Genomic DNA, 26999 nt, shown 5'->3' on the forward strand with positions numbered 1-26999 from the left:
GGTGGAGAACCAGACCCCTGCATCTTCCAGCGATGGCGTAGTCATCTCGGCCGTGCATGGACCAATCGGCCACATCGAGCTGAACCGTGCCAGCAAGCTCAATGCGTTGACCCTGGAAATGCTCACCGAGCTGGGCCGGGTGCTGCGTGCGTGGGCCGTGGACCCGTCGATTTCGCTGGTGCTGCTCACCGGCCGCGGCGAACGCGCCTTCTGTGCCGGCGGAGATATCGCCGATTTCCATGCAGCAGTCACCACCGGACGCCATCAGGACTTCGTCGATCTGCTAGCGAGAGAATTCGAACTGGATTACCTGATCTCCACCTATCCCAAGCCCCTGATCACCTTGGCCCATGGCATCACCATGGGTGGGGGCATCGGCTTGGCCTCGCACGCACCGGTGCGCCTGGTGACCGCGAACGCCACCATGGGAATGCCCGAAGCGAAGATCGGCTACACCCCGGATGTGGGAGGCAGCCACCTGCTGGCCAGCGCGCCGGGCCACTTCGGCGAGTTCTTTGCGATGAGTGCACAGTCCTTCACCGGTGCCGATGCCGTACTTCTCGGTTTTGCCGATGCCGTTGTCACCGAGGACTTCGCCCAGAACATCCTCGATGAGCTCGATGAGTTCGCGGGGCTGAATGCCGGAGAGATCGCGGCTGCTATCGAGGTCATGCACGGTGCGCCCGAGTCCTTCGCCTTGGAACTGGACCGCGGCTGGATCGATCATGCTTTCAGTGCCGCCACCCCGCAGGAAGTCTTGGCACGCTTGAAGCAGATGGTCCATCCTTCGGCGCAGCGTGCCGCGCAGATGCTGGCAGCGAATTCCCCGACCAGCGTGGCCAGCGCGTTCTACAACGTGCGGGCTGCACGTGAGGAGCAGGACCTGCGTTCGGCCTTGGACCGCGAACTGCGCCTGGCTCGCTACCTGATGCACCGTGCCGATCTTGCCGAGGGCATCCGTGCCCAGGTCATCGACAAAGACCGCAACCCCACGTGGATTCCGTCTTCGCTGGAGGAAGTGGACCACGAGGCGTTGCGGTCTCTGGCTGCTGATTCTGAAGGCTAGCTGTCAGCTCCCGGCTTGCCTTCTGGCCGGGTGACATCTGCATGCACCGGGCGCACCTTGGCTGAATCCCTGGGCTCAATGCGCGGTGCGTTCACTGCGTCTGCTGGTTCTCGAACCACCGACGGGGTGATATCCACGCTCTTGGGTGCCGCGTAGTCCAGCGGTGCGTGCTCGCCGAAGTGGTCCGCGTCTGCTTCATTCCAGTCTTCCTTCCAGGAACCTGGAATATCCTCGAGCAGCTCGCCGGGACGCAACCACTGGAACAGCGAGGCGTAGGAGCGAGTGGACTGCAGGTTCACCCGGCGGCGCAGCATCCGGGTGTTCAGCTGCTCCGGGCTGGTCAGTCCCATCGATGCCATGATCTGCGCGCATTCGGTGACGGTCAAGCGATGGTAGTTGTAGACGCGGTGGCCCTTGTCCTCCACATCCAGGGCACGCATCAGGCGCTTGTTCTGCGTGGCTACGCCTACGGGGCAGTGGTTGGTGTGGCACTGCTGGGCCTGGATGCAGCCGGTGGCCATCATCATGGAACGCGCCGAGAAGGTGAAATCCGCTCCCTGGATCAGCCGCTTGATGATGTCGGAGCCGTTGGCGACCTTGCCTGCCGCGGCGAGGCGGATTTCGTCGCGCAGTCCGGCACCCACCAAGGTGTTGTGCACCAGCATCAAGCCTTCGGTCAGCGGGGCGCCAACATGGTCCTCGTATTCCAGCGGCGCAGCTCCGGTGCCGCCTTCAGCGCCATCAATGGTGATGAAGTCCACCAGGATGCCGGTTTCCAGCATGCCCTTGCACAGGGCCATGACGTCGGTGCGGGAACCAACGCAGAACTTGATGCCCACTGGCTTGCCACCGGAGAGGTCGCGAAGCTTCGCTACGAAGTGCATCAATTCGCGCGGGGTGGAGAATTCTGCGTGACTGGCCGGTGAAATGCAGTCCACGCCCATCGGGACATCGCGGGCCTCGGAGATTTCCGCGGTGACCTTGGCAGCCGGCAGCACGCCGCCGAGCCCGGGCTTGGCGCCCTGGGAGAGCTTGATGGTGATGCCCTTGACTTTTTCATGGTTCGCCTTGGCAGCGAAGGTTTCGGGGTTGAAGCGGCCCTGCTCGGTACGGCAGCCGAAGTAGCCTGAACCGATTTCCCAGAACAAGTCGGCCCCGTATTCCAGGTGGTACTTGGTCAGCCCGCCCTCACCGGTTTCATGGACGAATTCTCCCATCGCGGCGCCCTTGTTCATCGCCAGCACGGCGTTGGCAGAAAGCGAGCCGAAGCTCATCGAGGAGATATTCATCAGCGAAATCTCATAGGGCTGCGAGCACTGGCTGGACCCCACCCGTACGCGGTGCTGCGATGCTACCGGGGCTACCGGAGCTGCCGAATGCAGCAGGTATTCGTGGCCGACTTCATTGACATTCAGCTCCGTGCCGAAAGCCTTATGGCTATCGGCGCCCTTGGCCCGCGCGTAGATCAGAGAGCGGGTGTCGCGGTTGAAAGGACGGCCATCGGTATTGCGCTCAATGAAATACTGCTGGATCTCGGGGCGGATGAATTCGAAGAGGTAGCGGGCGTGCCCGACAATCGGGAAATTGCGCAGGATCGCATGCTTCTTTTGCAGCAGGTCCCTGATGCCCAGAAGCACCAGCAAACCGGTGAGCACGACGAGGATCCACCACACCCATTCCCCGGAGGTGCCGGCAAGGATTGCGGTCACCACGAAGCCAGTGAATAGGACAGCCAGGAACAGGAGAACCACTATTCGCATCATGATGCGAGCCTAGTACCTCCCCGCTGCCTTGTCAGTTCCATCCATTGGGCGGGGCGTGGATCAGCTTGGCAAAATCCGGTCCGCTTCGCGCACGGCCATGCGGGAGAACAAGGATTGCCCATCGGCCAATAGCGCTGGCGCCGCACCGCGTTCCAGCACCACTCCTTCATGGAGCACCAGCACGTTCTGCGCCCGGGCCAGGATCGATAGCCGGTGGCTGATCATCAGCACCGCCATCCCTTCACCGCGGCGGCGTTCCACTGCTTCCAGGACCAGCTGTTCGCTGCCTGCATCCAGGGCGCTAGTGGATTCATCGAGGATCAATACCGCGGGGTTGCGCAGCAGCGCCCGGGCCAGGGCCACGCGTTGGCGCTGGCCACCGGAAAGCCGGGCAAAGCGATCCCCCAACCGGGTCTGCAATCCGGCCTTCTGCTGGCGCAGCCAGGGGCCCATGCCCAGCTCGTCGAGGACCTGCTCCATCTCGGCGTCGCTGATCCCTTCCGCACCCAGCAAGAGGTTCTCGCGCAGCGTTCCATTGATCATCACCGCCTCTTGTGAGACCAGGATGATCCGGGTGCGCAGCTGCGCCAAGCTGGCGGCCTCCAGCGGCACATCGCCGAAGCTGGCGGTGCCGGCAGCTTCCACCGAGCGCACCAGGGCTGCCGCGACCGACGATTTGCCGGAGCCGCTTTCGCCCACCAATGCGAGCAGGGAGCCTGGTTCCAGCTCGAAATCCACGCCGCGAACTACCCGATGGCCCTCGAAGTCAACCGACAGATCCGCCACGCGCAAGGTGCCGGAAGCAGGAAGGGGAACCGGGTTGGCGGGTTCGGAAACCGGATGGCTGGTTATCGCGGTGGCGTACAGCCGGCGAGCGCTGGCCAGCGAATCCTGCAGGCCCAGGATGAACCCGTCTACCGCGCGCACCGCTTCATAGGAAGGGACCAGGGCACAGCACAGCACGATCAGCGTGCCGAACTGCCCGGCGGTTCTCAGCAGGACAAAGAGCGCGAGCAGGCTGCCCCAGACCACCAGCTGTGTCAGCGTGGCCCGTACCGCGCCCAGGGTTCCGGCCGATCGCGCCGCTTGCCGGCTTTCGTGCAGGCTTTCGCGCATCCGCGCCATGACGGGTTTGCCGGCATTGAATCCGTGAATCACGTCGATGCCGGCAAGCGTGTCGGCCAGCAGCTGGTTCTGGGTGCCGCGAGCACTGGCGGTGGCCCGCGCGGTACGGCGCAGGGCGCCGACGCCAATGGCCGGGATGGCCAGCCCGATCAGCACATAGCCGGCGAGCAGCACGAGGGCCGGTTGCATGCCGAATACCGCCCAGGTTCCCCAGGTTGCCAGGCCGCTGACTGCCACTGCCGCCACGGCCGGGGGCAGGGTGTGGGCGAAGAACACTTCGACCTTGTCGATGTCGCTGGTGGCCTTGGCGAGCATGCCGCCGGAATTCTTGCTGTCCGCGGCGAAGGGCGCTTGGCGTTCAAATGCCTGGTACATGCGGTTGCGCAGCCGCGCCAGGGACAGGAAGGCCACCCGGTGCCCTACATACTGCTCCAGGTAGCGCACCGCTCCCTTGACCAGCCCCGGCAGGATGACCACAGCGATCAGCGGTCCCCAGCCAAGGACCATAGGCAGCTGCTCACCGCCCAGGTGCAGGGCCTTGGCCAGGCCGAACCCGGCCACGGCGTAGATACCCAGCGAAGCCAGGCGAGTGGCGCAGGCCAGCACGCAGGCCAGCAGCAGCGGCGGGAGCAGGTCCTTGGTGCTGCCAATCAGCCAGGCGACGGTTTTGATAGTGGAGATTTTCTGCGTGCGCATTAGTTCCCCTCCCCCAGCTGGCTCCGGCCACTGGCATGCAGCGCATCAGCGCGTTGGCGGAATCCGTCCATGGCTTCCTTGAGATAGCCGTCGGCGGCCAGCAGCTCGTCACGGCGTCCGGCCTGGATGAGCTGTCCGTGGTCCATGACCAGAACATAGTCGTAGTCGGCCAGCAACCCCAGCCGGTGGGTGACGGTGATGACCGTGGTGCTGCGGTCCAAGGAGCGCAGGGTTCCCAGCACGTCCGCCTCGGTCTGGACGTCCAAGGCGCTGGTGGGCTCATCGAGCAGCAGCACGGGACGCTGCGCCAGCAGGGCGCGGGCCAGCGACAGGCGCTGGGCCTGGCCGCCAGAAAGCCGTGCCCCTGACTCGCCCAGGCGTTGCGCCAATCCCCCGGGTTGCGCCTCGAACCACGCTCCCATGCCGACCTGGCGCAGCGCCAGGAGCAGTTCGCCGTCGGCAGCCCGGGGCGCACCGAGCAGGAGGTTTTCGCGCAGGCTCATGCCGAAGAGCGTGGCGTGCTGTTCCACTACGGCGGTATTGGCCTTCAAGGTTGCCGGGCCCATGGCTTGCCGGGCATCGCGGATGGTGCCGGAGGAAGCTTCGAGCTGGCCCTGGAGCACGCGCAGCAGCGTCGTCTTGCCGCTGCCCGAGGGGCCGATGATGGCAGTACGCGAACCGGCCGGGAAATGCCAGGAAATTTTGTCCAGCGCGTGGTGCCCGCTGTCGTAGCTGGCGCTGACTTCTTCCAGGATCAGATCACGGTGGCGCAGGTCCACGGGCAGCGGATTGGCCATGGAACGGTGCATGGGGATGTCGGCGACTTCGGCCAGTTTCTTCTCGGCGGCCTTGCCGGTCATCCCGATGTAGAAGAAGCTGCCGACGTAGTTGACCGGGGCGAGCATCAGGAAGCTCAGGATCACCAGTGACAGGGCAGAACCCGGGGTGATGGCCCCGGAGCTGGCGCGCCACCAGGCCAGCAGGGCGGCACTGGCGAGCAGCAGCACGGCGAAGCTGGAATCGATGACCAGCAAGATCAACTGGTTGCGGGCCAGCAGTTTCATCACTTGCTGGCGTACGCGTTCGGTGGCCTGCTCGATGCGCGATCCCATCCACCGGCTGCCGCCGTTGAGCTTGAGCATGCCCAGCGAGCGCAGTGCGTCCAGGAAGGTCGCCGAGAGGATGCCCTGGGCTCGGCGGTACTCTCCGTTCGAGGAGCCGAAGCGCCGCTGGAAGCCCAGGACGATGACCGGGACCAGCGCGGTGGGAACCAGCAGTACCAGTGCGCTGAGCGGGTCGATGGCAAAGGCGATGAAGCACAGGATCAATACCGGGGTGGCTACCGCGGAGATTGCCGGCCCGATGAAGCTGGAACGGTATTTCACGGACCGCTCCACCGAGTCCATCGCCGCATGCAGCAGCTCCCCATCGCCGGAGGCGCGCACCGCCAGCGGGCCGATGGACAGATAGTGCTTGAGCAGCTTCATGCGGTGGTACTCGGTCAGGTCGAGGCTGTTGCGCGAGATCACGACCGGGATCAAGAAGGTGGCAACCGCCATGATCAGCAGTTCGCCGAAGGCGCTGGCATACCATTGGGTGCCCAGCGGGCGATGGGCCATGAGTTCATCCAGGCCTTGGCCCACGACGATCACCAAGCCGGCGGTTCCGGCCGCGGCACTGAGGCTCAGTGCCACCACGATGGCTGTTGCAGCCGAAAATATTCCAAAGACCCTACGCACCCTCCTATCCTAGGGCAGAGCACACCGGCAGTTCCGCGCCGTGGGGCTTGCCGGCCAGGCTGGGCCGTGAAGCGTCATACATTGCCCGTGATGCGCGTTGTGCGCGAAACTGGAGTGCATGAGCACCCCGGAGCTGAAACAACGTCCGCATTCTGTCACCTTGCGATTCCTCGCGGCACCAACCGACGTCGATGTCACCGGGATTGTTCCTGCGGGCACCGTTCTGGAGTGGGTCGACAAGGCCGCCTACGCCGCGGCGGTGGGATGGTCCTCCAGCTATTGCGTCACCGCCTATGTAGGAAATATCCACTTCGAAGACCCGATCCACTCCGGGGATCTGGTGGAAGTGACCGCTTCAGTGGTGTACACCGGAACCAGCTCCATGCACATCCATACCGAGGTGTCCTTCAGCGATCCGCGCGAATTGCGGCCGGTGAAGTCCAGCAGCTGCCTGGTGATCTTCGTAGCCGTCGGCGAGAATGGGAAGCCGACCCCGGTTCCGGCGTTCACCCCGGGTACGGCCCGGGAAATCGCCATGCGCGAGAATGCGCTGGCGCGCATTGAGATCCGCGAGCAGATCGTCGCGTCCATGAACGATCAGGTATACACCGATGAGGGAACCGCCGAACGCGTGACGCTGCGCTTCCTGGCGGCGCCCACCGATGTGAACTGGGGCGGCAAGGTCCACGGCGGCATCGTGATGAAGTGGATTGACGATGCCGCTGAGCTGTGCGCGGCCCGCTACTGCCAGCAGGAAACCGTTGCAGTGTTCTCCGGCGGCGTGCGTTTCTACCGCCCGCTGCTGATCGGCCACCTGGTGGAGGTGGAGGCGCGCCTGGTCTACACCGGGAACAAGGGAATGCACGTTGCGGTGCATGTGCGCTCTGGCGATCCGAAGACCCGGGAAATGCAGTTGACGACCTACTGCCTGACCGTGATGGTGACCCGCGATGAAACCGGCACCGCTGTTCCGGTCAAGCCCTGGGTGCCCGTCACCGGGGAGGACAAGCGGCTGTGGAATCACGCCCGCGACTTGTTGGCCATCCGCGCCAACGCGCCTGGCGGTTACACCCCGATCCATATGGCCAAGGAGAACGCGAAGTGAGTGCAGCAAAGCCCTTCGTCAAAGTGTGCGGCTTGTCCACGGCCCAGGACGTGCAAGCCGCTGCGGCCCATGGTGCTGATGCCATCGGGTTCGTGCTCACGCCCAGTGCCCGGGAAATTTCCGCGCAGCGCGCCGCCGCATTGGTGAAGGCGGTTCCCGCAGGCATTGCCACCGTGGCGGTATTCCGCGGCGAAGAGATCCAGACGGTGCTTCAGCTTGCGGCGCAAGCCGGCGTGAGTTGGGTGCAGCTGCACGGGCAGCGCACGGCAACGGATGTGAGCACCGCCCATGAGGCCGGGTTCAAGGTCATCCGCGCGGTGCGGCGCGATGACCCGGAGGAGCAGTTTGCCGATTGGGGCGAAGATCTGCTGCTCATTGACGCCTCGGTCCCCGGCAGCGGCGAAAGCTGGGATTATGCGGCAGTGAAGGATCTGGCCGCTGGTCGGCGCTGGCTGGTGGCCGGCGGACTGTCCCCGCAGAATGTCGCTGATGCCTTGGCTGCGTCCAGCGCTTTCGGCGCCGATGTCTCCTCCGGCGTCGAATCATCGCGCGGAGTCAAGGATCCCGAACTGATCGCCATGTTCATTGATGCGGCCAAGGCTTCGCCGAATCCCGCACATTGAGTCCCCCCCCCGGCACGGTCCAGCAGGAATTGCGCGAGTGAATTGATTCAGCGGATCCAATTGTGCGGGGCCGGCTTGCGGGTGCTGGGCAGCGCTCCGTCCTGGCGCCACTGGTGCAGCCACTCGGGCAGCACCATGTCTGCTGGCAGTTCCAAGCCGACTGCTGCCAGGATTTCCTCGTTGGAAACCGCACCCTTTGTCGAGGTCATCCGGGTGGCGACATAGGCGCGAGCGTAGATTTCGCCCTTCACGACGATGCGCTGCTCGAAGAAGATGCACTTGTCGTCCATGCCGATCAGCCGGGTTTCCTGGGAGAACTTGGTTCCCAGGCGCACCGACTTGCGGAAGGTGATGGTCTCGGTCTGCACGACCGGAACCCATTTATTCCTGGACATGATGTCCCAGACACCGGAACGGAACATCAAGTCGAAGCGTCCGAGATCGAAGATCGAGAAGTACATGCCGTTGTTGATGTGGCCGGCAAAGTCGATATCGGTCAGCGTGGCACGCATGCCCACTGAGCTGGTGTCGAACATGGACAGCTTGGAAGCCTTCTTGCTGTTCAGGTAAACCATGAGGATTCGGAAAATCATGTGCATACCATCACATTACTGCCTAGTAACCTTTCTGCCTAGCGCATTTCCTCCCGGGTCAACGCCAGGGATAAGCCTCCAGGCTCATGCCCGGAAAACCGCAGACCGGTAAAGTCGTTTCCAATGCCTGGCCAACGAGATGATCAAGGAACACCATGTACCGACTCCCCGAGCTAGTACACCGGAGGCTCCCGACGCTGCCTCCGGTGGATTGGGAACGTCCGTCTCCGGATAAGAAGAGCTTGCGCCGCGACATTATCGTCGCTTCGGGCTTCCTCCTGCTGGCGCTGGCCATGCACGAACTGCTGCTCTCCCTGACCGAGCAAGAGAACGCGCCCGATCCTCTTCTCGCCTATCTCGTGCTTGTGTCCCTGATCGTGCCGCTGATGTTCCGCCGGCGCTGGCCCATAACCATGATGCTCATCGGTTCGGCTGCGTTCGTGGGCGCCGGAAGCGAAAATACCTACCAAGTCGGCATGGAGCTCTGCGCGCAGCTGGCCTATTTCATCGGCATCTACACCGCGGTCACGTGGTCGAAGAACCGCCGGGGACTGTGGATAGCGATGAGCGTGGTGCTGCTGTTCATGGCTACCTGGGTGATCGTCACCTTCTTCACCTCCGACTTGCTCACGGCCACCGGAACTTCCATGGTCGAGGATCCAGCAGGCGTGCTGCCGACGTCAACGGCCTTCATCTTCTACAACCTGCTGATGAACCTGCTGTACTTCGGCGGCGCGATCTTCCTGGGCATGGTCAGCTGGACCAATGCCTACGCCAGCCAAATAGTGGAAACCCAGGCCCAGCGCATTGCCGACCAGTCCCAGCAGCTGGCAGACCGTGCGGTCAACGAGGAACGGCTGCGCATCGCCCGCGAGCTGCACGATGTCATTGCCCACCACATCGCCTCGGTGGGAATCCAGGCTTCGGCCGCCCGCATGGTGCATGAGCGCGATCCCCAGCAGTCCATCGAACTGATGCGCGGCATCGAGTCCTCGGCACGCAGTGCAGTCAGCGAAACGCGGGCACTGCTGGGCGTATTGCGCGAACACGGCGGACCGGAGGATTCGCCGAACAGCGCTGAGGGGGCACGGAACCCCGAACCCTCCATGGCGCAGCTCGATGAGCTGATCGCAGCCAATGAACGCCAGGGACTGAGCATCCAGATCTCCCGCGATGAACACCAGCCCGGCTTCATTTCCACCCTGCCGGCAGGCCTGTCGCTCGCGCTCTACCGCATCAGCGGCGAAGCCTTGGCCAATGTCCGTGCGCATTCCACGGCCCGCACAGCTACCTTGTCGCTGCGTTCGGGAACCGATGCCGATGGCGCATGGATAGAAGTCGAGGTCACCGACAGCGGCCGTCCCCGGCCGGATTCCGCCGGTGGCGGCTACGGCCTGCGTGGCATTCGCGAACGCGCCAAGCTGCATCACGGGCTGGTGGAAATCGGCCCGCGCATTCCGCACGGCTGGCGTACCCGGGCCCGGTTGCGCGTGGTTTCCGACGCGGCAACTAGACTGGCAACATGAGCAAAATTACCGTGGTGATCTGCGATGACCAGTCGCTGATCCTCTCGTCGCTGAAACTGATCTTGCAAACCGATCCGCAGATCCAGGTCATCGGCACGGCAGGCAACGGCCAAGCGGGCCTGGAAATGGTTCGCGAGCTGAACCCCACGGTGGCGCTGATGGATATCCAAATGCCGCAGATGGACGGCATCGAAGCCACGAAGCTCATCGCCAGCACCACCCAGACCAAGGTCATTGTGCTGACCACCTTCAACCGCGACGACTACCTCTTCGAGGCCATGGATGCCGGGGCCAGCGGGTTCCTGCTCAAGAATGCAGAGCCTGAAATGCTGGTGGCCGCCGTGCACCAGGTGGCCGCCGGCCACGGGCTGCTCTCCCCCGAAGTCACGCTCAAGCTCATCCAGCGTGGCACCGGCGCGGTCCCTGCCGCGGATTCGGCAGCGGCAACTACCGAGGCCCAGCAGCTGGAAAAACTCACCGAACGCGAACGCCAGGTACTCTGCGAACTGGCCCAGGGCAAGAACAACCAGGAAATCGCCGCAGTGCTCTCCCTCTCGGAAGCCACGGTGAAAACCCACCTGTCGAACCTGTTGGCGAAGCTGCACCTGCGCGACCGGGTGCAGGGCGTGCTATTCGCCCACCGCGCCGGACTCATCCAATAGTTTCATTCTCCAGACGGAGCGCAAATGCTGCTTAGTTTCCTAAGCTGATGAGTAGAAACAATACTTGGCAGAGGAAAACATGCTTGAGCTAAACCATGTGTCACGGTCATTTGCACAGAATTTGGTGCTCGATGACATCAGCTTCACCGTACCTGGCGGCGCGCTCACCGGATTCGTCGGTGCCAACGGTGCCGGCAAGACCACCACCATGCGCATCATCATGGGATTGCTCAGCGCCGATTCCGGTTCTGTTTCGCTCAACGGCCAACCGCTCGATGGAGCCACCCGCCCCAACTTCGGCTACATGCCCGAGGAACGCGGCCTGTATCCCAAGCAGCCGGTCATTGACCAGCTGGTCTACCTCGGACAGCTCCATGGCCTGTCCCGCTCCGGAGCACGCAAACGGGCCATGGAACTGCTGGCCCGTTTTGGTTTGGCTGACCGCGCCAAGTCGAAACTCGAATCCCTGTCCCTGGGCAACCAGCAACGCGTGCAAGTCACCGCAGCACTGCTGCACGAACCCGACGTGCTCATCCTCGACGAACCTTTCAGCGGACTTGACCCGATCGCGGTGGACGCAATGAGCTCCATCCTGCGCGACTATGCAGCGCGTGGCGTACCGGTGCTCTTCTCTTCGCATCAGCTGGATCTGCTCGATGTGCTGGTGGACCATCTGGTGATCATCCAGGACGGCAGGATCCTGGCCAATTCATCGGCAGCCGGGCTCCGTGCGACGCAGGCATCCCGGCACCGGTTGTCCCTGGGCTCCGACACGGGCTGGCTGCGCAATGAACCGGGGGTCACCGTTATCGATATTTCAGGCCATGACGCATTGGTGAATTTCGATTCCGAAGCCGATGCCCAACGCGTGCTCGCCACCGCCATGAGCCGCGGGCCCGTCGCAGAGTTCGCAATCCATCGCCCTTCGCTGGCCGACATCTACCGGGAGATCATCAAGTGAACACCACCACGGCTCCATGGCTCATTGTCGCCTTGCGCGAAGTCGAAACCAAGCTGCGCGACAAAGCTTTCATCATCAGCACCATCGTGACCTTGCTGTTCATCATCGGATCGGTCGCCGTTACCGGATTCCTCGCCAATCGCACGTCGAATTTCGCCGTGGCTGCCACCGACGATGCCAGTTTCCGGGTGCTGGAGCAGGTGATCCAGGATCGCCCCGAAGACGTGGAATTGAGCATTTCCAGGCTCGCTCCTGAACAGGCGGAGCAACAGCTATCCGCTGAGCGGCTGAACGCGACCTTGTCCGGTTCGGCCGATGCGCAGGAATTCACGCTGACCGGTTTCAACGCGGTCGACCAAGAGCTCAGTTCTCTGGTCCGCGAAGCAATGAAAACCGTGAAGACCGATCAGCTGCTGGCCGAGGCCGGACTGGAATCAGCTAGCCTGCCCGATAACGAGGACCTCATTCTCGATCAGCTCCATGGCGATTCCGAACGGGCCGCGATGGCCAGTGCCATGGCGCTGGTCTTCTCATTCCTCTTCTACATGGCCGCATTCCTCTTCGGCATGCCCATCGCCAACTCGGTCATCGAGGAGAAGCAGAACCGCGTGGTCGAGATCCTGGCCAGCACCATCCGGCTGCGCCAGCTGCTGGCAGGAAAAATCATCGGGAATGTCGTTCTCGCAATGATCCAGCTCCTGGCCTTCCTCAGCATTGGCTTGCTGGCTGCCTACATTTCCCCGATCCAGATCCCGTTCCTCGGAGTTGTCACCCAGGTGGCCGGGTGGTTCGTGGTGTTCTTCTTCGGCGGTTTCCTGCTTCTGGCCGGGATCTGGGCAGCGTTGGGCTCCTTGGCTACCCGTACCGAGGATCTGCAGCAATCCAGCGGGCCCGTGGTGGGCCTCCTGATGGCGGTGCTGTTTATCGGGTTGTATGCCAAGGGCAGCTTCCTGGTGGTCGCTTCGTACATTCCTATCGTCTCCTCGGCGGCAATGCCTAGCCGCCTGCTCTCCGGCGAGGTAGCTTTCTGGGAGCCGATTCTTTCGCTGGCAATTCTCCTGGCTGCCTGCTGGCTCGTGCTGCTGTTTGCCGAGAAGATCTACGGCAGGGCAGTGATGCACACCGGTGGCGCGTTGACCTTGCGCAAGGCACTGAAGCTCGAGGTCTGAGCCTGCAAGAATAGGCGGGGTCCAGTCCATTCTGGACTGGTCCCCGCATATTCCCTGATGTTAACCGGTCGGTGTTCCTGCCAGTGCTGGGTATGGATTACCACTGGTAAACTGGATGACTCGTTCCATAGCGAGCGCAGCCTGGAATACGGTCCTTTCATCCCATGGCTGACCGACAATCTGCAGTCCAATCGGAACGTTGGCCTCACCCACACCGCACGGAAGATTCATCACCGGTCGATGATTGGCGATGTTGAAAGGACTGGTCATATGGCCCTCCCAATAGTGCTTAAGCTTCCGTCCTGCCACGCTGATCCCGTCCAGGTAGTCTCCGTCGGCCTGCAGCCAATCGACTGCGTTCGTCGGGCAAAGCAAGACATCCACGCCTGACATAGCCGTGTTCAATTGCTGATTGAACAGTGCGTCCAAGCGAAGGGAATCGACCAATGACACTGATTCCGCCTGAGCCAGCGCATCGGCAATGAATTGATCGGTATAAGCAGCTCTCGGATTTTTAGAGTTCCCGATGATCTGGGTCATCGCCGGGGCAAGAATTTGTCCGAAATGGGCGAAGCTTGTTTCCCTGACCTGGTCTGTTGTCCAGGGCAGGTCGACTTCCACAATATTCGCGCCCAGATCCCGCAGCCGCTGGATCGTCGAGGCGAACGCTGCGGCAACCATTTGGCTTACGGGGTAATTGCCCAGCTCCAGGGAGACCCCGATCTTCAAGTCGGCGAGAGACGCTTCTTCAAATTCTTGGCTGGGATTTGTCGATCCCCAAGAGTTCGAATCAGCCGGGTGCGTACCGCTGATGATTGATGACATAAGCAGAACATCCGCGACGGTTCGTCCCATCGGCCCATCGCCGCGGTAACGATCAGCGGCCAATTCCCCAGCCCCGGGGATCCTTCCGTATGGGGCCTTGTACCCAACGGTTCCGGTGAAGGCAGCCGGAATTCGAGTTGATCCTGCAATGTCCGAGGCGGTAGCCAACGTGGTAAATCCGGCTGCCAACGCTGCACCCGATCCCCCGGAGGATCCGCCCGGTGACATTTGGGGGTTCCAAGGGTTGCGGGTAACTCCCCAGATAGGAGAGTGCGTTACAGTGGCGCAGCTGAACTCAGGACTCGTCGCTCGGCCGTGGATAATGGCTCCGGCAGTTCGGAGCCGTTCGATGATCGGATGGTCGACCTCGGCAACAGACTGTTTCTGCGAGAGCAGTCCCATCGAAAGGCTGTGCCCGGCTAGCCCGTGTTTTTCCTTCGCGACGACACTGATGCCTAACAATGCCGGCAACTGTTGCACTTCATTTGCGCGACGGGCTTTGGCGTACGCCTCCGTGTTTCTGGCAGCTTCAGCATATGCGTCGGTTTCCATCGTCTCGGTCAGCGCGTTGATTCTTTCGACCCCACGGTCCCTGTCGGCATTGATCAATTCAAACTGGGCTTCAAGGACCTCTGCAGGAGAGATTTCTCCACTGCGGAAAGCTGATAACTGCTCTGTTGCGCTGAGGAAAGCTAGATCATCCATCATGCGGAAATCCCATGGATTGCTTTGCTCTCGTTGCCAGCCAACGCTGCATTCTCATCTAGGGCGCCAAAGATCATTTCCCAGCCAATCTCAGTGAGGACTTCCAACCCGTGGATCATGTCCTCGTCAGTAGAGAATTCTCGTTCGCAATGGCTGACGCCGTCGATTGAGGGAATGAAGAGCATGACCGTCGGCACCATTCGGTTCATCGCTACCGAGTCATGCCCAGCCATCGTGCGTATACGACGAACGCTCTTGCCCAGATTGGCGGTTATTTTCTCGATTAATTCAAGGCCAGACTCCGGATAGTACTGAATCTCGCGCACGTCGAAATCATTGACGTTGATCCGAATGTCGTGTTCACGGGCAATCTCCGCAATTTGCCCAATTAGAATTTGTCGCGCTCGCAATACGTCCGTTTTCATCTCGGCGCGAAGGTCAGCAACCAAGTGCACCCGACGAGCTACGACAATCGGAGAATTCGGTTCCAACGTCATTTGCCCGACCGACGACACGATGCTGCCCTCAGCAAAGTGTCCCACGACGTCGTGGACTTTCAGTATCACCTTGCTCGCAGCGACAAGTGCGTCATGACGATCGGCCATGGCCGTTGCACCGGTATGGGATTGTTCCCCAAGCACTTCGACGTCCAGCTTCTGCGTGTGCCAGGAAAAATCGACAGCTCCGATGTTGATCGACTCTCGTTCCAGGATGCGTCCCTGTTCGATGTGGATCTCCGCGTAGCCTGCCACTTCAGGACGTTGATCGTGGCCGAGGTATCCAATAGATTCCAGGGCTTCTGCGACGCTGATCCCCGCCAAATCCCGGGTTTGCAGCATCTGTTGTTCGTCCATGGAGCCCTCGAACACAGAAGAGCCCATGATGGACGGGGCGAACCGGCCGCCTTCTTCATTGAACCAATTGGCTACCCCTATGTTGAAGGCCGGCTGCTGTAATTCCGCTTTCAACCTTGACTCAATGGCTTTGGCAGCATGCAGGCCTGCGAGGACACCGTAGGCACCATCGAAGCGTCCACCCAGTGGTTGCGAATCCATATGCGATCCCAGCAGTATGTAGGGGGCCCCTGGCGTAAGTTCGATCAATGCAAACATGTTGCCGATAGTGTCGACGCGAAGTTCCCAGCCGTGGTTCCTGGTGAATCGCGCGAACCAATCTCGACTGAGTTTGTCCTCGGGTGTGGCTGCTTGCCGGTCGACACCGTTTTTATCCGTTGCGCCGAATTCGGCAACGTGGTGGAAGTCAACGAGAAATTCGTTGTGCATGGTGAATTCCTTTCTGTGAAGTTAGAGTACGGCGCTTTTACTGGCCGGTGGCTGGCGAAGACTTGGCATATAGCGGATGGGTTTCCGGCACTGGGGTGAAGACCAGCAGACACAGCACGATAAGTGCGGCTGTGGCCATGTACACGCCTGGGATCATCGCAATACCGGTGCCCGAGACCAGCCACGTCCCGACGAATGGAGCAGTGCCGCCAAAGATTGCGTAGGCAACGTTGTAGCTGATGGCTGAGGAAGTGTACCGAGTTCTGGTGGTGAATATTTCCACGAAGAAGGTGTAGCAACCGCCGCCATAAATACACATGGGAACCACGAAGAGCAGTTGCCCTATGATTGCCAAGGCGAGTGAACCGCTGGTTACCAGCATGAAGCATGGAATGCTGAGTATCATCAGCGCTGCGGAACCTGCGATGAGCATCGGCTTGCGTCCGAAGCGGTCGCTGAACCGTCCGCCAATAGGAAGCAGGATCGCGTAGCTGGCCATGGCTACGGCATTTGCCACTAGCGACATTTCCAGGCTCAGGTTTCCGGTTACCTGGACATAGGAAACGAAGTATCCGGAGAGGAAGTAGAACCCCATGGCTGTCAGCGCCATGACGAAGATGACCTGAAGCATCCGGAGCTTGTTCTCTGCGAACGTCTGGCGCAAAGGGCTGTACTCCTTGTGCTCGTTTTTCTTGAGCACCTGCTGGAATGCTTCCGACTCTTCGGTCTTGGAGCGAATCCAAAGGCCGAAGAGTGCGAGCGGGAGGGCGAGCAGGAATGGTATACGCCAGCCATAGGATGCAAAATCTTCGGAGTCCATCGTCGTGGACAGCACCAGGATCAGGGTTCCACCTATCACCGACGGCAATGCTGTAGCTGCCAGAGTGATGTTCAGCCAGAAGCCTCGTCTATCAATTGGCGCATGTTCGAAGACGAAGGCAGGTGCACCGACAGATTCGCCGCCGGCCGAGAATCCCTGGACGAGTCGGCACAACACCAGAAGTGCTGGAGCCAGAGCTCCAATTTGCGCGAAGGTCGGCAACAGTCCGATAGCGAATGTTGCCAGTCCGATAGTCATCAAGGTGATGAACAAGACCTTACGGCGACCGAGTTTGTCTCCCAGCACGCCGAAGAACATTCCGCCAAGCGGCCGGACGAAGAAGGCGACACCGAACGTCGCGAACGTCGCGAGCAGGCCTGCCAGCGGGCTGTCTGATGGGAAGAAGAGTGCGGACAGCGTGACTGCCGATAACCCGTAGAGCGTGAAGTCGTAGAATTCGATGAACTGTCCGATGCTGCCACCGGCCAGCACGCGACGCTTCTGTTTCATGTCGGATTTCGTCGTCGACGGCACCGCGCCGGCATCAATGCTATTCAGGGTCACGAGTCTGCCTTCTTTCGGGCTAAGCTCCGCCGAATTCTCAGGAAGCTGCTGTGGAAGGAGCGGACGAGCAGTCCGGCCTCTTAGTACTCAACGATCTGTGATCCACGTCATGTCGTCCAACGCAAAAGTTTTATTGGCGTGATCGCTAAAAGCGATCAGAAGTTACCCGTCGTTCAGGATCTCGCCCGCAAGGTCTGCGAACGCCCGTGCTTTCCGCGTCATCTGCATCTCCTTCGGATAGGCGACCACAATTGAAATGGGAATGACCGGATCACTGATTTGCAGGGGCACTACGGCTTTGCCGGTGTAGGTCAGGTCATGCGACAAACGCCGGTTCAGAACCGAATATCCCAACCCCATGGCCACGTAGGAACGGACGGTCTCGTATCCTGAAACCCAATGGGCCACATTGGGTTGGAGTCCCAACGAGGAGAAGAGCTTGAGAAAGTACTCTCTTGAATGTTCTTGATCGAGCAGAACTAGCGGCTCGTCAACGAGGTCCTCTAGCGATACAGTTCCGTTGCCTTGCGCCAGCGGATGTTCTTGGGCCACGATGACGTGCGCACCTAACCGGTCTACCTGCTCCATCGAGAATTCTGCTCCGACGCCGAGGTCATACATGAGCGCTATTTCGCATTCGCCCTTGCGCAAGGCATCTAGAACTTGTTGTTGCTCGCCTTCGATAAATTGCAATTCGATACCGGGGAATGCGGATTTGAATGCTGCGAACAACCTCGGTGCAACGAAGGGTGCCAACGGCGCGAAAATTCCGACGCGCAGTCTTCCGCTAAGTTCATGGCTCGCTCCGCTCAATGACGAGTGCAAGATCTCCGCATTTTCCAAAAGGTTCCGGGCACCTGCCACAAGTCGCTTCCCGTCCTCGGACAGGTTCAACGCACGGTTTGGTAACCGCAGGAACAGCTGCACGCCTAAATCGCGTTCCAAATGGTTGATCGCGGCAGACAATGTCGATTGCGAGACATTCAAGGACGCTGCTGCGGCACGCATGTTTTCGAACCGCGCAACTTCAATGAAATACCGCAACTGGATCAGAGTGAATGAACGCGCCATGCAAGTCATCCTAGCCCTGTATTGGCCTACTAATCGGTACTCCATTAGGGTGAAACCAAGTCGATGCACAGCCAGCTTCATTAGACTTGGCTAAGTGAGCGAAGAAAAACCACTGTTGCATCTGCCGGCCCGCCTGATCATTGTTTGGCTGGTGCTGATCGCCGGCATCACCGGATCCACGCTGCTGTCCACCGCCGACTATGTCACCGGCGGCAGCCTGCTCTCCCTGATCGCGTTATGGGTGATCAGGCTCGTGGCCATCGGCAGCTTCTGGTTGCTCGAAGCGCGCAAGGACACCAAGGTCTTCGCGATGCTGCTGGTCCTGCTGTCGCTGGTCCTGGACATCTTGCTGAAGCTGCCGGTACTGGACACCGTGGAATATGGCGATTGGTTCCTGGTCTCCGCGCTGGATCTGCAAGGAATGTACACCGGCTACTTCACCGTCTGGGGCCTGCTCCTGCCGGTGCTTTCGCTAGTTGGCTGGTTCGTCCTGCGTCCCCGCAAGCTCGCTGGCTGGATCGTCGGCCTGCTCTCCGCGGTGGGCCTGGGATTTGCGGCCCTGTCCGTGGCTGGTTCGGCCAGCGGATCCGTACTCGCCTTTACCCTGGTGACCTTGGCGCGCTACATTCTTCCGGCGATCCTCTCCGCCACCGCGGATCTTCTGGTCGCCAAGTACAAGGTACGCAAGAAGTAAAGAGCATCCGGCATAAAGCAGTGGCCAGCATCCAAATAAATGGATGCTGGCCACTGCTTTATGCGCTTGCCTGCTAGATCAGCGAATCACTGAGGTGATTCGGGGTGCCGAAGCGGTGAGCGGTGATGGATACGGCCTGCTCATGCAGGAACGGAAGCATCTCCACCCGTCCGGCAGCGGTCACCGGCGATGCGTAGATGGCCACATCCGGCTTGCCGTTGGCTGCCTCGGCGACAGCCTTCATCGAGCCGCCGATCAGGCGGATGCGGGCAGCGGACTCCGGACCGGTCTTCGCAGCCAGCTTCGCAGCACGGGCGGCGAATGCCGCAGCGTCTTCGCGCACCACGGTGACCGAGTTCTCGGCCAACAGGTTGCGCACGCCCAAGGGCAGCTGCACGTCAGCGGAGAAGATCACGCGGGAACCTGCGGTGACGCCGGCGGCAATGACGCGCAGCGCCTCGGCCAGTCCGTGGCCGCTGGTGGCTTCTTCGAAGCGCACCGTCACGTCAACGGCGCGGTACCGGAAGATGTTGCGTTCGGCGACCAGACCCGAGCGGTCCTTGGCCTGGTTGAACTCGTTGTTCCACCACAGCTTGTCGCTGGCCAGTGCCGAGCCCAGCCACTGCGCCTGCTCCGAATCCAGTTCTGCGGTGATCAGCAGGCGCTCGTCGAATGCCGAGAGCGCTGCGCCCTGCGTGGCTGGGGCATCCACCCAGGAGCCCATGCCGATCAGGTAGTTCGGACCGCCGGCCTTGGTGCCTGCGCCGATGGCCGACTTCTTCCAGCCGCCAAATGGCTGGCGCTGCACGATGGCACCGGTGATGCCGCGGTTGGCGTAGATGTTGCCCGCCTGGATGTTCTCCAGCCAGTAGCCCATCTCTGCCGAATCCAGCGAATGCAGGCCCGAGGTCAGGCCGTAGTCCACCTCGTTGACGATCTCCACGGCTTCTTCCAGGGTCTTGGCGGTCATCACGCCGAGAATCGGGCCGAAGTATTCGGTCTTGTGGTATTCGCTGCCGCGGGCCACATCGTAGCGCACGCCCGGCGAGTAGAGCTTGCCCGAGTCATCGAGCTGCTTCGGCTCGATGGCCCAACGCTCGCCGGCGCCCAGGGTGGTCAGGCCGCGCTTGAGCTTTTCGCCCGGCTCGCCGATCAATGGACCCATCTGGGATTCGGGGTTCCACGGGTAGCCGACCTTCAGCGACTTCACCGCATCGATCAGCTGGTTGTTGAAGCGGCGGGATTCAGCCACCGAGCCCACCAGCACCACCAGCGAGGCTGCCGAGCACTTCTGGCCGGCGTGGCCGAAGGCCGACTGCACGACGTCGCGCGCAGCCAGATCCAGGTCGGCGTTCGGGGTGACGATGATGGCATTCTTGCCGGAGGTCTCGGCCAGCAGCGGCAGGTCCTTGCGGAAGGAGCGGAACAGTTCCGCGGTCTCGTAGCCGCCGGTGAGGATCAGGCGGTCCACGCGCTCATCGGAGACCAGCTGCTGGCCCAGGGAGCGATCGCCCACGAAGACCAGCTGCAGCACGTCCTTGGGCACGCCGGCATCCCACAGGCACTGCACCATGACAGCGCCCACGCGGGCGGCCTGGCTGGCAGGCTTGATGATCACTGAGGAACCGGCGGCCAGCGCCGAGAGGGTGGAACCGGCTGGGATCGCCATCGGGAAGTTCCATGGCGGGGTGACCACGGTCAGCTTCGACGGGACGAACTTCGCGCCATCCACGGCATCCAGTTCGCGGCCCAGTTCCGCGTAGTAGTGCGCGAAGTCGATGGCCTCGGAAATTTCTACATCGCCCTGGTCAATGGTCTTGCCGCATTCGGAGCCCAGGACTTCGAGCAAGGTGGCGCGGCGCTCCTCGAAGAGCAGGCCGGCACGGTGCAGGATCTGCGCGCGCTGGGCCGAGCCCAGCTGCTGCCAGCCGGCGGCGGCATCCACGCCCATGGCGATGGACTCGTCGAGTTCGCCGGCGCTGTTCAGGGTGTTGTTCTTGACCAGTTCCTTGCCCAGCGGCGATTCCTGCATCTTGGCCAGGATCTCGCGTCCCCAGGCACGGTTCTGGTTCAGGTCCGGGTCGGTATCCGGGGTGTTGAAGAATTCGGTGGAGCCATCGGCGAAACCGGCCACGCGGGTGCTCAGCGCCGGATCCTGGACCTGGCGGTTCTGCACGCGGTGCGGGGCAGGGACCACATTGGACATGGCTTCCAGGGAAGCGAGGAAGCGGTTCTTCTCGCGTTCGAACAAGGCCTCGTTCTTGGCCAGCTCGAAGACTGCGGACATGAAGTTTTCCTGGCTGGCGCCCTCTTCGAGGCGGCGGATCAGGTAGGCGATGGCCACGTCGAATTCCTGCGGGTGCACCACCGGGGTGTAGAGCAGCAGCGAGCCGACGTCCTTGCGCACCGCTTCGGCCTGGCCGGTAGCCATGCCCAGCAGCATTTCGAATTCGATGCCGTCGGTGGCATTGCGCGACTTGGCCAGCAGCCAAGCCAGTGCAACGTCAAAGAGGTTGTGCCCGGCGATGCCGATGCGGATGTTCTTCACGTGTTCGGGGCGCAGCGCGTATTCCAGCACGGACTTGTAGCTGGTGTCAGAGTCCTGCTTGGTGTGCCAGGTGGCCAGCGGCCAGCCGTGGATGTCGGCTTCCATGGTTTCCATTGGCAGGTTGGCGCCCTTGACCACGCGGACCTTTATGGGTGCGCCGCCTTCGGCCACGCGGGCCGCGGAGAATTCCTGGAGCTGGATCATTGCACCCAGGGCATCTGGCAGGTAGGCCTGCAGCACGATGCCGGCGGGCAGGTCCTTGAATTCCAGCTTGGAAAGGATCTTGGTGAAGACCGCGATGGTCAGCTCCAGGTCCTTGTACTCTTCCATGTCCAGGTTGATGAATTTCTTCTTCGGGCTGTTGGCAGCCAGCTCGTACAGCGGCTGCAGCTTTTCCACGATGTGCTCCACGGCTTCATCGAACGCCCAGTGGTTGTGCGGGGCGACGGTGGAGGAGACCTTGATCGACACGTAGTCCACGTCGTTGCGTTCCAGCAGCTTGGTGGTGCCATCCAGGCGGCGGGCTGCTTCGCCTTCGCCGAGGATGGCCTCGCCGAGCAGGTTGACGTTCAGGTCCACGCCCTCGCGCTTGATCTTGGAGATCGCGCCGCCGAGCTTGGCATCCGAGGCGTCAATGATCAGGTGGCCTACCATCTCGCGCAAGACCTTGCGGGCGATGGGAACTACTACCTGCGGCACGACTGGGGCCATGGCGCCGCCTACTGCGACGGCCTTGCGCATGTACCAGGGCAGGAAGCTTGGCACCATGGGAGCCAGCGCCTTGAGGTTGGCGGCTGCGACCTTCAGGTCTTCGGGGCGGATCACGCCATCGACGAAGCCTACGGTGAAGTCCAGGCCCTTGGGGTCCTTGAGCACACCGGCCAGACGGGCAGCGGCAGCATCTACAGGGTATTCGGAAGCTTCGGTGAGCCAGCGGCGCACCAGCTTGATGACGTCGTCAGCGAGTTCGGCCGGCGAGGTGAGCGGGTTGCCGTCGGCATCTAGTGCGGCTGGCACTACGTGCTGGGTGGAGGTGAAAGACACTGGTGGTCCCTTCGATGCAATTCGTACTTGTGGTTCGGCACCGAACGCTGATGTCGTTATGGCTAATCCGGTGGTCTGCTGTTGCCAGAGAACCGCCAAGAAAAGCTGTGTGCAAGATCGAGTATGAACCTATATTGTCTTAAGCAAAAGTGAACAAAACCGAAGATGTTCGTTCGGTTTTGCCGAAGTGTCTAGACTCCGAGAGTCCCCACTAGCTGAATGGCGGGAAAACCGTGCTTGAACTGAGAAGATTGCGCTTGCTTCGCGAATTGCATATCCGCGGAACCATTGCCGAGGTGGCCGATGCACTGAGCTACTCCCCCTCCTCCGTATCGCAGCAACTGAGCCAGCTGGAATCCGAAACCGGAGTGGAGCTGCTGCGGCGCACCGGGCGCACCCTCAAGCTCACCCCTCAGGCCCAGATCCTGGTGGCCCATACCGAAGAACTGCTCGATTCCATGGAACGCGCCGAAGCGGATTTGTCCGCGGCCATGTCCACCGTCTCTGGAACCGTCCGACTAGCGGTTTTCCAGACGGCCATGCTCCGCCTCATGCCACCGGTACTGCGCGAACTGCGCACCAAGCACCCCAACCTGCGGGTGGAAATGAGCCAGCAGGAACCGGCGGACGCGTTGAATGAAACCAGCAGCCGAAGTTTCGATTTGGTGGTCGCGGAGCAGTACTCGGGGCATTCCGCGCCGCACTACGACAACCTCGATCGGCGTGTTCTGACTCACGATCCGATCCGCCTGGCCTTGCCGGCACGAGGTGCGGCCGGGAACGCCGAATTCGACCGGGTACACACCCTGGAGCATGCCAACTCCCTGCCCTGGGTGGTGGAACCGGCGGGTGCCGCCAGCCGGCACTGGGCTTTGCAGGCTTGCCGGCTTGCGGGGTTCGAGCCAGACCTGCGCTACGAAACCGCTGATTTGCAGGCTCACGTGCAGTTAGTCGCCTCAGGCAACGCTGTGGCGATGCTCCCCGAGCTGGTCCTGCGCGACCAGCGCAGCAGCCTGCGCACGGTGGATCTTCCCGGCTCTCCCGAGCGCACCATCTTCACCGCCATGCGGCATTCCTCCACCCAATCCCCGGCCATCCGCGCGGTGCGGAAATCGCTGCACGCGCAGCCCGGAATGAGTGATGCAAGCAACTCCGCGATTTTGGCTACCCCTGCAGACTTCGATACGGTCGACTAGATAACAGAATGATCACAGACCAAATGGCACCCGGCGACAAACCGGAGAATTAGTGCCATAGTGGTGACTCGCACCACAGAAATCCGCGCCTATGGCGGCTGAGAAAAGCCCCAGGCACAAACGGTAATGAGGAAAAATGTCCGACCAGACTTTCCAGATGATTGCGATCGCAATTTACATGGCCGCCATGCTTGGCATCGGCTATATTGCATATCGCCGCACCAACAACATTGACGATTACATGCTGGCCGACCGCGGCCTGAAGCCGTGGGTCGCAGCCCTTTCCGCAGGCGCATCCGACATGTCCGGCTGGCTGCTCATGGGCCTGCCCGGCGCCATCTACCTCGGTGGCTTGCACGAAGCATGGATCGGCATCGGTCTGCTCATCGGCGCGTGGCTGAACTGGAAGTTCGTCGCCCCGCGGCTGCGTTCCTACACCGCGATCTCGCAGAACGCCATCACCATCCCGAGCTTCTTCGAAAAGCGCCTGAAGGACAACAGCCACCTGCTGCGCATCGGCGCATCGGTGATCATCCTGGTGTTCTTCACCTTCTACGTATCCTCGGGAATGGTGGCTGCAGGCAAGTTCTTCGAGGCTTCCTTCGGCTGGCAGTACCTTGCGGGCATGTTCTTCGTGGCAGGAATCACCTTGCTCTACACCCTGTTCGGCGGCTTCCTCGGAGCATCCTTGACCGATATGGTCCAGGGCGTGCTGATGTTCGCCGCACTGATTGCCGTGCCAATTGTGGCAGTCATCCAGATCGGCAGCATCGGGGACATCACCTCGAAGGTCACCGAAGTCAATCCCGAAGCGTTCAACCTGTTCTCCTCCTTCAGCGACAACAGCGCGATCCTGGCCGCCGTGGCCATCTTCTCCACCGCAGCGTGGGGCCTGGGCTACTTCGGCCAGCCGCACATCATCGTGCGCTTCATGGCGCTGCGCACCCCGGGCGAAGCGAAGACCGCACGGCGCATCGGCATTGGCTGGATGTTCCTGACCACCCTGGGCGCCATCGCCACCGCGTTCATCGGCGTCGCGTACTTCGCCGATCAGCCGCTGGACAAGGCCAGCAGCGAAACTGTCTTCCTGCTGCTGAGCCAGATCTTCTTCCACCCGCTGATCGCCGGACTGGTGCTCGCCGCTGTGCTGGCGGCCATCATGTCCACCATGTCCTCGCAGCTGATCGTCTGCTCCTCGGCACTGGTGGAGGACCTGTACAACATCACCGGCCGCAAGGCTTCGCCCAAGGCCCTGGTCATGCTGGGCCGCTCCGGCGTACTGCTGGTGGCCGTCGTCGCCGCCCTGCTGGCGCTGAACCCGAACTCCTCCATCCTTGAGCTGGTCTCCTTCGCGTGGGCGGGCTTCGGTGCCGCCTTCGGCCCGGTTGTCCTGCTGGCCCTGTACTGGCGCAAGCTGACCGCCGTGGGCGGTTTCGCCGGCATGGTCACCGGCGCCGTCGTGGTGTTCATCTGGGGCAACGTGGACGTGCTGGCCTCGGCCATGTACGAGATCGTCCCGGGCTTCCTCGCCGCACTGGTTGTCGCATGGCTGGTTTCCCGGGCAACCTACCGCCCGAACCCGACCATCGATGGCGAGTTCACCGAAATGGAACAGGAAGTCGGCGCCAAGGTTACTGCCTAGCCAACGCCCCGATCCGAAGCTCCCTTGGTCCGCATGGACCAAGGGAGCTTTTCCCGTTCCAGGACCCTGGTGTAACAGTTCAGGCAGGCTTCGATGTCTATCCTGCCGAAGTGCACCGGGCACAGTAGCCTAGAGCTATGCCCGAGAAACCGAGCTGGAAGGAACTATTCCAAGATGAGCACCACGAGTAAATTCACGCACTGGCAGCGCACCGAGTCGCAGTTCCTGGCCGCTGGCCCGCAGGCCGTCTACTCGATCGTGGGCAACCTGTCGCAGACCGGCCAGTGGATGAAGAGCTTCGACGGCTTCATCGTGCATGACGACCAGCGCGGCGTGGGCACCAAGGTGGATCTGTTGCCGCCGGGCAAGTTCTTCGGCCCGTTGCACCGCAGCACCGCGCCTTCGGGCTCCATCACCCGGCGCAACCAGGACACCCTCATGGTGGAGTTCACCCAACCGCAGCCGGCCGGTGAAATGGTCTTGCGCTGGCAGGTAGAGCCCCATGAGCACGGATCCGTGCTGCACTTCACCGCTGAGCTCAACGGCCCGGGCACCACCGCTTTCAAATTCACCGTGGCCAACGCCCTGTGCAAGGACTTCGCCATCGCGGCGGCCCGCCTGTACCGGATCATCGCCCCGGGTGCGCACCGCAAGCGCGATGCCCATGTGGTGATCTCCGGCGGTCGCGGATTCCTTGGCCGCAACCTCGTCGCCGATCTGGTCTGCCGCGGCATTTCCGTATCGGTGCTGACCCGCAACCCGGAAAATGATTTCCCTGCCGAGCAGTACAGCTGGGATGGCGTGCACCAGGGGCCCTGGGCCCGCGCGCTGTCCAGCAAGAATCCGGTGCACCTGGTCAATCTGGCTGGCGAGCGCGTCGATAAGCGCAACACCCCGGAGAACATCGCAGCGCTCACCGACTCGCGCGTGGCCTCCACCAAGACCCTGGCCGAAGCCGCAGCCTCGGCGCCCCAGCTGGCCACCTGGATCCAGGCCAGCACCACCGCCATCTTCGGTGACGCCGGCGAGGAAGAGCTGACCGAGTCCAGCCCCGTTCCCAGCGACCAGCGCGCCCTGCCGGAAATGACCGGGGTCGCTTCGGCATGGGAGCAGGCCTTCGCCGAGGCCGCGGTCAACGCCGAGCAGCGCTATCTCTTGCGCACCTCGCTGGTGATGCACCCCGACGCTCCCCTGCTTGGCCCGCTGAACCTGCTGGTGAATACCGGCATGGGCGGTCCGCTGGGAGACGGCAAGCAGTGGTTCAGCTGGATCGGGCTGGAAGACTGGCTGCGCTTGATCCGCTGCCTGCTCGGCTTCGAAGAGCCTTCCATCCCTGCCGGCCTGGTGCATGCCGCCAGCCCGAAACCGCTGCGCAATGCCGAGGTCATGGCCGCCTTGCGATCCATCGCTGGGCTGCCTGGCCTGCCCACCGGGTCGGTGCTGCCCAAGATCGGCGCCGCGGTCATGGGATCCAATGCCCGGGTCGCGTTGACCGGCCGCAAGGTCACCAGCGAAGTCTTGCAGCAGGCCGGATTCGAATTCCAGCAGCTGGATTTCGCATCGACGGTGTCTGGCTAGC

Annotated in this window: 20 protein-coding genes; 11 read left to right on the forward strand and 9 right to left on the reverse strand. The window is 61.9% G+C overall.

The window, feature by feature from the left end:
* Nucleotide 1 precedes the first annotated feature (1 nt).
* Entirely contained in the window at nt 2-1066 is a 1065-nt protein-coding gene (locus ACIOU9_RS16685) for an enoyl-CoA hydratase/isomerase family protein (protein ID WP_402697628.1), read from the forward strand.
* Here the strand turns inward: ACIOU9_RS16685 and ACIOU9_RS16690 are convergent.
* The 3 genes from ACIOU9_RS16690 to ACIOU9_RS16700 are packed head-to-tail and all read right to left on the reverse strand — an operon-like array spanning nt 1063 to nt 6389.
* Nucleotides 1063-2829 (reverse strand): FMN-binding glutamate synthase family protein, encoded by a 1767-nt coding sequence (locus ACIOU9_RS16690; RefSeq protein WP_400289589.1) that lies wholly within the window; start codon nt 2827-2829, stop codon nt 1063-1065. The two genes, ACIOU9_RS16685 and ACIOU9_RS16690, sit on opposite strands and share 4 nt — an antisense overlap.
* Before the next feature lie 60 nt (nt 2830-2889).
* Nucleotides 2890-4650: an amino acid ABC transporter ATP-binding/permease protein gene (locus ACIOU9_RS16695; RefSeq protein ID WP_402697629.1), complete on the reverse strand. Its 1761-nt coding sequence runs from the start codon at nt 4648-4650 to the stop codon at nt 2890-2892.
* Nucleotides 4650-6389 (reverse strand): ABC transporter ATP-binding protein/permease, encoded by a 1740-nt coding sequence (locus tag ACIOU9_RS16700; RefSeq protein WP_402697630.1) that lies wholly within the window; start codon nt 6387-6389, stop codon nt 4650-4652. Before ACIOU9_RS16700 ends, ACIOU9_RS16695 begins: the two co-directional genes overlap by 1 nt.
* A gap of 118 nt (nt 6390-6507) precedes the next feature.
* On the opposite strand from ACIOU9_RS16700, the gene ACIOU9_RS16705 reads away from it, so the two are divergent.
* Together ACIOU9_RS16705 and ACIOU9_RS16710 are read left to right on the forward strand one after the other, a co-directional pair.
* Nucleotides 6508-7494 (forward strand): acyl-CoA thioesterase, encoded by a 987-nt coding sequence (locus tag ACIOU9_RS16705; protein WP_400343805.1) that lies wholly within the window; start codon nt 6508-6510, stop codon nt 7492-7494.
* Nucleotides 7491-8117 carry a phosphoribosylanthranilate isomerase gene (locus tag ACIOU9_RS16710; protein ID WP_400343803.1) on the forward strand — a complete coding sequence of 209 codons (627 nt, stop codon included), beginning with the start codon at nt 7491-7493 and terminating at the stop codon, nt 8115-8117. Before ACIOU9_RS16705 ends, ACIOU9_RS16710 begins: the two co-directional genes overlap by 4 nt.
* Before the next feature lie 47 nt (nt 8118-8164).
* On the opposite strand, the gene ACIOU9_RS16715 is transcribed toward ACIOU9_RS16710, so the two are convergent.
* Nucleotides 8165-8716 carry an acyl-CoA thioesterase gene (locus ACIOU9_RS16715; protein ID WP_359192574.1) on the reverse strand — a complete coding sequence of 184 codons (552 nt, stop codon included), beginning with the start codon at nt 8714-8716 and terminating at the stop codon, nt 8165-8167.
* A gap of 149 nt (nt 8717-8865) precedes the next feature.
* Between ACIOU9_RS16715 and ACIOU9_RS16720 the strand changes: the two genes are divergently transcribed.
* The 4 genes from ACIOU9_RS16720 (at nt 8866) to ACIOU9_RS16735 (ending at nt 13028) form a co-directional block, all read left to right on the forward strand.
* On the forward strand, nt 8866-10236 hold the full coding sequence (locus ACIOU9_RS16720; protein WP_332502674.1) for a histidine kinase: 1371 nt from the start codon (nt 8866-8868) through the stop codon (nt 10234-10236).
* Nucleotides 10233-10898 (forward strand): response regulator transcription factor, encoded by a 666-nt coding sequence (locus tag ACIOU9_RS16725; RefSeq protein ID WP_105658871.1) that lies wholly within the window; start codon nt 10233-10235, stop codon nt 10896-10898. Before ACIOU9_RS16720 ends, ACIOU9_RS16725 begins: the two co-directional genes overlap by 4 nt.
* A gap of 79 nt (nt 10899-10977) precedes the next feature.
* Complete coding sequence (locus ACIOU9_RS16730; protein WP_332488003.1) at nt 10978-11859, forward strand: ATP-binding cassette domain-containing protein; 882 nt, start codon at nt 10978-10980, stop codon at nt 11857-11859.
* Entirely contained in the window at nt 11856-13028 is a 1173-nt protein-coding gene (locus ACIOU9_RS16735; RefSeq protein WP_332488005.1) for an ABC transporter permease, read from the forward strand. The genes ACIOU9_RS16730 and ACIOU9_RS16735 overlap by 4 nt, the downstream gene beginning before the upstream one ends.
* Before the next feature lie 60 nt (nt 13029-13088).
* Here ACIOU9_RS16735 and ACIOU9_RS16740 read toward each other — a convergent pair whose 3' ends face one another.
* From ACIOU9_RS16740 to ACIOU9_RS16755, 4 genes are all read right to left on the reverse strand, one after another.
* Nucleotides 13089-14561, reverse strand: a complete 1473-nt coding sequence (locus tag ACIOU9_RS16740; protein WP_359192585.1) for an amidase — start codon at nt 14559-14561, stop codon at nt 13089-13091.
* A complete protein-coding gene (locus ACIOU9_RS16745) occupies nt 14558-15841 on the reverse strand; it encodes a M20 family metallo-hydrolase (RefSeq protein ID WP_400343793.1) in 1284 nt (427 codons plus the stop codon). The genes ACIOU9_RS16740 and ACIOU9_RS16745 overlap by 4 nt, the downstream gene beginning before the upstream one ends.
* Nucleotides 15842-15878: 37 nt before the next feature.
* The gene (locus tag ACIOU9_RS16750; RefSeq protein ID WP_359192590.1) at nt 15879-17225 is read right to left on the reverse strand and encodes an MFS transporter; all 1347 of its coding nucleotides are present in this window, start codon (nt 17223-17225) and stop codon (nt 15879-15881) included.
* 162 nt (nt 17226-17387) lie between these two features.
* Nucleotides 17388-18296, reverse strand: a complete 909-nt coding sequence (locus ACIOU9_RS16755) for a LysR family transcriptional regulator (protein ID WP_400343791.1) — start codon at nt 18294-18296, stop codon at nt 17388-17390.
* Between the two features lie 94 nt (nt 18297-18390).
* Between ACIOU9_RS16755 and ACIOU9_RS16760 the strand changes: the two genes are divergently transcribed.
* Complete coding sequence (locus ACIOU9_RS16760; RefSeq protein ID WP_332727621.1) at nt 18391-18990, forward strand: hypothetical protein; 600 nt, start codon at nt 18391-18393, stop codon at nt 18988-18990.
* 73 nt (nt 18991-19063) lie between these two features.
* Here the strand turns inward: ACIOU9_RS16760 and ACIOU9_RS16765 are convergent, their stop codons facing one another.
* Nucleotides 19064-22582: a proline dehydrogenase family protein gene (locus tag ACIOU9_RS16765; RefSeq protein ID WP_402697631.1), complete on the reverse strand. Its 3519-nt coding sequence runs from the start codon at nt 22580-22582 to the stop codon at nt 19064-19066.
* Nucleotides 22583-22815: 233 nt separating this feature from the next.
* Here ACIOU9_RS16765 and ACIOU9_RS16770 point away from each other — a divergent pair, with 233 nt between their 5' ends.
* The 3 genes from ACIOU9_RS16770 (at nt 22816) to ACIOU9_RS16780 (ending at nt 26998) form a co-directional block, all read left to right on the forward strand.
* The gene (locus ACIOU9_RS16770; RefSeq protein ID WP_105658876.1) at nt 22816-23778 is read left to right on the forward strand and encodes a LysR family transcriptional regulator; all 963 of its coding nucleotides are present in this window, start codon (nt 22816-22818) and stop codon (nt 23776-23778) included.
* A 136-nt stretch (nt 23779-23914) separates the two neighbouring features.
* Entirely contained in the window at nt 23915-25420 is a 1506-nt protein-coding gene (gene putP, locus ACIOU9_RS16775; RefSeq protein WP_400289564.1) for a sodium/proline symporter PutP, read from the forward strand.
* A 174-nt stretch (nt 25421-25594) separates the two neighbouring features.
* Nucleotides 25595-26998, forward strand: coding sequence for an NAD-dependent epimerase/dehydratase family protein (locus ACIOU9_RS16780; protein WP_286134710.1), 1404 nt, complete (start codon nt 25595-25597; stop codon nt 26996-26998).
* Nucleotide 26999: the final 1 nt, after the last annotated feature.

It is taken from the genome of Glutamicibacter sp. NPDC087583, from assembly GCF_044743685.1.
Lineage (GTDB): Bacteria > Actinomycetota > Actinomycetes > Actinomycetales > Micrococcaceae > Glutamicibacter.

What these genes read in the sequence shown, in the direction of transcription:
- ACIOU9_RS16690 (WP_400289589.1), bottom strand. Translation starts at nt 2,829, where the DNA reads ATGATGCGAATAGTGGTTCTCCTGTTCCTGGCTGTCCTATTCACTGGC.
- ACIOU9_RS16695 (WP_402697629.1), bottom strand. Translation starts at nt 4,650, where the DNA reads ATGCGCACGCAGAAAATCTCCACTATCAAAACCGTCGCCTGGCTGATT.
- ACIOU9_RS16705 (WP_400343805.1), top strand. Translation starts at nt 6,508, where the DNA reads ATGAGCACCCCGGAGCTGAAACAACGTCCGCATTCTGTCACCTTGCGA.
- ACIOU9_RS16715 (WP_359192574.1), bottom strand. Translation starts at nt 8,716, where the DNA reads ATGCACATGATTTTCCGAATCCTCATGGTTTACCTGAACAGCAAGAAG.
- ACIOU9_RS16720 (WP_332502674.1), top strand. Translation starts at nt 8,866, where the DNA reads ATGTACCGACTCCCCGAGCTAGTACACCGGAGGCTCCCGACGCTGCCT.
- ACIOU9_RS16725 (WP_105658871.1), top strand. Translation starts at nt 10,233, where the DNA reads ATGAGCAAAATTACCGTGGTGATCTGCGATGACCAGTCGCTGATCCTC.
- ACIOU9_RS16730 (WP_332488003.1), top strand. Translation starts at nt 10,978, where the DNA reads ATGCTTGAGCTAAACCATGTGTCACGGTCATTTGCACAGAATTTGGTG.
- ACIOU9_RS16740 (WP_359192585.1), bottom strand. Translation starts at nt 14,561, where the DNA reads ATGATGGATGATCTAGCTTTCCTCAGCGCAACAGAGCAGTTATCAGCT.
- ACIOU9_RS16745 (WP_400343793.1), bottom strand. Translation starts at nt 15,841, where the DNA reads ATGCACAACGAATTTCTCGTTGACTTCCACCACGTTGCCGAATTCGGC.
- ACIOU9_RS16755 (WP_400343791.1), bottom strand. Translation starts at nt 18,296, where the DNA reads ATGGCGCGTTCATTCACTCTGATCCAGTTGCGGTATTTCATTGAAGTT.
- putP (WP_400289564.1), top strand. Translation starts at nt 23,915, where the DNA reads ATGTCCGACCAGACTTTCCAGATGATTGCGATCGCAATTTACATGGCC.
- ACIOU9_RS16780 (WP_286134710.1), top strand. Translation starts at nt 25,595, where the DNA reads ATGAGCACCACGAGTAAATTCACGCACTGGCAGCGCACCGAGTCGCAG.